This window comes from Campylobacter showae CC57C (assembly GCF_000344295.2).
In the GTDB taxonomy this organism is placed as follows: domain Bacteria; phylum Campylobacterota; class Campylobacteria; order Campylobacterales; family Campylobacteraceae; genus Campylobacter_A; species Campylobacter_A showae_B.
The window spans coordinates 1-4,598 of record NZ_AOTD01000217.1; the positions used below are offsets into that span (position 1 = coordinate 1).

The 4,598-nt window shown below is 44.3% G+C and carries 3 protein-coding genes and 1 pseudogene; 1 reads left to right on the forward strand and 3 read right to left on the reverse strand.

All coding sequences use genetic code 11. The features are described from left to right. Both H740_RS08375 and H740_RS08380 read right to left on the reverse strand, forming a co-directional pair. Positions 1-621: pseudogene (locus tag H740_RS08375) on the reverse strand (peptidoglycan metallopeptidase Pgp6); the annotation flags it as partial. Between the two features lie 73 nt (positions 622-694). Next, positions 695-1,525 carry a prephenate dehydrogenase gene (locus H740_RS08380; RefSeq protein ID WP_002953229.1) on the reverse strand — a complete coding sequence of 277 codons (831 nt, stop codon included), beginning with the start codon at positions 1,523-1,525 and terminating at the stop codon, positions 695-697. A gap of 79 nt (positions 1,526-1,604) precedes the next feature. Here H740_RS08380 and bamA point away from each other — a divergent pair, with 79 nt between their 5' ends. After that, complete coding sequence (bamA, locus tag H740_RS08385; protein ID WP_002953230.1) at positions 1,605-3,869, forward strand: outer membrane protein assembly factor BamA; 2,265 nt, start codon at positions 1,605-1,607, stop codon at positions 3,867-3,869. Positions 3,870-4,003: 134 nt separating this feature from the next. On the opposite strand, the gene H740_RS08390 is transcribed toward bamA, so the two are convergent. Then, complete coding sequence (locus H740_RS08390; RefSeq protein ID WP_002953231.1) at positions 4,004-4,372, reverse strand: DUF488 domain-containing protein; 369 nt, start codon at positions 4,370-4,372, stop codon at positions 4,004-4,006. Between the last annotated feature and the right edge of the window lie 226 nt (positions 4,373-4,598).

The window sequence follows — 4,598 nt, forward strand, 5'->3', positions numbered from 1 at the left end:
AAACGAGCCTTGCTGCGCCGGCCAAGCCACTAGCGAGGCGTAGTAGCCGTCTTTTACAAATTTGCTCGAGACAAATTTCTTGCCGTAATTTGTCTCGATATAGACCTCTTTTAGCATTTCATCAGTCGCCTTAAACACGACCGTCGCGCTACCGCCTTTAGTGATGGCGTATGAGTGATTTAGGATATTTACGTCGGGTTTTTTATTATCGACGGTGATTTTGACCTCTTTTTTTTGCGTGTTGCCGAGGAAAAATCCCCACTTGCTAGTATCGGTGGCTTCGATTACGATGTTGTAGATATCTTTTTGCGCGCCAAATCCCGTTTTAGGAAAGGTCAAATTTAAATCTACGATTTCAGACGGCGCTTCAAATTTTTGAGTTAGCAAATTTACGCTGCCTTTTTCGTCTACGAGTGAAATTTTAACTGATTTCACGCCGCCTTCGTCGGTTATCTTGATCGGCAGAGGCGAGGTCAGGTTCCAGTAAATTTGATCTGAGATGGCGATTTTTGGGGCTTCGCGCTCAAACGTTTTTGATGTAAATAAAAAAGCTATCGCCGCAACTAAAAGTAAAATAATAACGCCGAAAAATATCAAATTTGGATTGCCGCGTCTTCTCATAAAAATCTCCTAAATCTTAAAGAGACCGATTTTACTAAAAAGCGATAAATTTAAGGTAAATTTGCGCCTGAATTTATAAAATTTCGCGTATTTTTCTAGCTTCGCCCATCCATTCTCGCAGCTCGTCCCACTGCTCGTTTTTGATTAAATTTTCGCATTCGTCAAGTTCTTTTTTGAAAAGGTCTATCGAATTTATCAAATTTTGCTTGTTTTGTTTAAAGATATCCGTCCACATCACGGGCGAGCTTTTGGCGATCCTGATCATGCCGTTAAATCCAGTGCCGCTTAGCGCGATGATATTTTTTTTGTTTTCCTTTTTTAGTACGCTGCTAGCTAGCGAAAAGCTGATGGCGTGGGGTAGGTGAGAGATGACGCTGGCGTGATGATCGTGCTCGGCTGCGCTCATGAAGATAATCTTCATGCCCAGGTGCGAAAACAGCTCGACCGAGCGCTTGACATGCATTTCGCCGCTTTCTTTAAAATCGCAGATAGCTACGACGGCGTCTTTAAAAAGCCCAGAAAACGCGGCGGTCGGTCCGGAGTACTCGGTGCCGGCCATCGGGTGAGCGGGGATGAAATTTTGCCTGATGCTCTCTGGCACGGCTTCGATTATTTTTTGCTTGGTGCTACCAAGATCGACGATGGTCGTGTTTTCGCCGATGCCTTCAAATTCTTTGACGATTTTGATGATGGCTTCTACGGGGATGGCTAGAAATATCATATCGCACTTTTGCTTCATCTGCTCAAGAGTTAAAATTTCATGCACGAGGCCGAGCTGCATCGCCTGCTTTTCGTGCTCTTTGTTTAGATCCATGCCGCTAACGCAGCTGATTAGTTTTTCATTTTTTAGGCTAAGACCTAGCGAGCCGCCGATGAGTCCTAGGCCTACGATACCGATTTTCATAAATTCGCCTTTAAATTTATATTGTTTAAAAATAAAATGTGCTATTATACAGCCTTATCATCACTTTTAGGTTAAATCAATGAAAAAAAGCGTTTTTCTACTACTTTTGGGCGCTGTTTTGGCAAACGCCCAGCAGATAACTTCCATAAATTTTAAAGGCCTTATCCATCTATCCCCCGAAACCGCAAAGGAGTTAATGGGGCTAAAAGTCGGCGACGAGCTAAGCGGCGATAGCACGGATAGGGCGATCGCAAAGCTGTTTAGGCAGGGCTACTTCGACGATATCTATATCGAAAACGAGGGCGGCGACGTAACCGTAACGGTAAAAGAAAAGCCTAGTATCGCTCGTATCGATATCAAAGGCGTAGTAACTAACGACAAAACCGCTATCGACGGGCTAATCAACATCAAACAAGGCAATATGTACGACGAGCTAGCCATCGAGCGCGCAAAAGAGCGCATAAGGCAGTATTATGAGTCAAAAGGCTACTTTGACACGATCGTGGACGTAACTAAAGAGCCGGTAGCGGGCAATGAAAGCAGCCTTTTTGTCACGATGAACATAAACCGCGGCGAAAATATCATAATAGAAAACGTAAATTTAGTCGGCGCGAAGCTTTTTGATTATGATGACGTAGAGCCTGTGGTGGCGAATAAAGAGCGCGAATTTATGGGCTGGATGTGGGGTAGAAACGACGGTAAGGTCAAGCTTTTTGAGCTACCAAACGATCCTGCGAGAATCCAAGATAAATACTACCAAAAAGGCTACCTAGACGCGACGGTTTCAAACCCGTATCTAAATGCATACATGGATAACTACACCGCAGATCTCACCTACTACGTGACCGAGGGCGAGCAGTATAGGGTATCTAGCGTAGATATCGAAGCGCCTGAGTTTTTAGAGCTTGATAAAGAGAAAATTTTAAAAGACTTTAGGCTAGAAAGCGGTGACGTGATGAACTCCGCTCGCCTAAGACAAGACATGAAAAAGCTCGACGATATGGTAGCGGATAAGGGCTATGCGTTTGTAAGGATAAATCCAAAAACCGAGAAAAACGTCGAGGACAGAACCGTTAGTATCGTCTATGAAGTCGTACCTGACGAAAAAGTATATATAAGAAACGTGCAAATTTCAGGTAACGATAGAACCGTAGATAGAGTCGTCAGACGCGAGCTATACCTCACGGAGGGGAATTTATACAGTAGAACCGACCTGCAAGACAGCAAGGACGCGCTAAAGCGAACGAGCTACTTTGATGAGGTTGAGATCGAGGAGCAGCGCGTCGGAGCAAATCAAGTCGATCTACTCGTAAAAGTAAAAGAGGCCTCCACGGGCTCGATCAGCGGCGGTATCGGCTACGGTAGCTCGGACGGTTTGCTACTTAACGCGAGCGTGTCTGATACGAACGTATTTGGTAGCGGTATGAAGGGCGTCATAAGCGTGGATAGGAGCGACAACGAGCTCTCCGGCCAGATAGGCCTAACCAACCCGCGCCTTTTTGATAGCGAATATAGCCTGGGCGGCACGCTATACGCTAACGACTACGACTGGAACAACTACGACGAGAAATCATACGGCCTAAATTTGGTATTAGGCAGAAAGTTAACTAGAAATCTAAGCGCGTCTTTGGGTTATGTCATCGAACAAAGCCGCATCAGCGGGCTTAGCGACGTGCTAAAAAGCGTCGGCTATAAAGACGGCAAAAGCATCAAAAGCTCCCTCATCCCGTCTATCACCTATAACAGCACGGATGATTATTACCTACCTCGTACCGGCATCATCGCAAGCACTAGCCTAGAGTTTGCGGGCGTGGGCGGCGACGAGAAATTTTTAAAGAGCAGAACGAATTTCAACTGGTATCAAGGAATCAGAGAGTGGGTAGACTATGACCTTATTTTCAGATTTAAATCAAGCTTCGGTAAAATTTGGGATCGCGGATACATACCGATCAACGAAAAGCTTTACTTAGGCGGCATCAGAAATCTACGCGGCTTTGAGAGCAGGACGGTTTCGCCGAAAGTAAAAGCCCTAAACGGTCAGTGGTACGAGACGGGCGGCACTATCTCGTTTAACAGCTCGGCCGAGCTTAGCTTCCCGATAATAGAGCGCGTAAAAATGCGCGGCGTGATGTTTGTTGACTATGGCGTCATAGAGGGCAAACACGTACAAAGAAGGGCTGGATACGAGTATATCGACGGACGTATCAGCAGATATAGCGCCGGCGTGGGTATCGAGTGGGTGACGCCGATGGGGCCGCTTCAGCTTATCTTTGCTAAACCGCTTAACAAGCAGGATAGCGACGACACTAGTACGTTTGAATTTACTATCGGGCAACGCTTCTAATTATACTAATGCGGTGTTTTGATTTGCAAAACGCCGCTCTATCTTTTTAAATTTATCGCCGTAAGATTGCCGCTTTTGGTTCAAATTTTATGAGCCGCGCCGCGAAAGTAAAATTTAATCCCGCAAAGTTAAATTTAAACCTTCGCTCCTAGCGCTTCCAAAATCACCGTAACGTGGCTTAAATTTATATCCTTTGTCGCTGTTAGCAGCGCGATTTTGCCGTGAGTCTTTTCTAGCGATTTTAGCTTTTTTAGTCCCGCCGCCGCTTCCTCATTTGCAAGCTCAGCTTTAAATTTAAGCCTAAACTCGCCAAATCTACCCTCTTTATCCTCGTGAAACCAAGCCCTAAGCTCATTTGAAGGGGTGATAGATTTTAGCCACAAAAATGAGCTAAATATCTCCTTTTTTATGCCGCGAGGATACAACCTATCTACGAATACGCCGTAAAAATCGCTGCTTTTGTTACCTTTGATAAAATCGTAAATTCTAAAAGCCTTAAACATAAAATACCTTTTTGCAAATTTGACCTAAATTTTACTGCAAAAAACAAATTTATTGGCAGCGAAAACGCTAAAATTTAAATATTAAGCACCGTTTTACTATTGTAAGCTATAATTAGCGTTTATTTTAAATTTAAATTTGTAAAGGAAGTGTTTATGTTTAGGTCAATCACGAATAAGATAGCCGTGATGCTCATCGTCTCGCTGATCGTTTCGTTTGCCGCTATTT

Excerpts from the sequence above, each read along its gene's own strand:
- H740_RS08380 (WP_002953229.1), bottom strand. The coding sequence starts at position 1,525 with ATGAAAATCGGTATCGTAGGCCTAGGACTCATCGGCGGCTCGCTAGGT.
- bamA (WP_002953230.1), top strand. The coding sequence starts at position 1,605 with ATGAAAAAAAGCGTTTTTCTACTACTTTTGGGCGCTGTTTTGGCAAAC.
- H740_RS08390 (WP_002953231.1), bottom strand. The coding sequence starts at position 4,372 with ATGTTTAAGGCTTTTAGAATTTACGATTTTATCAAAGGTAACAAAAGC.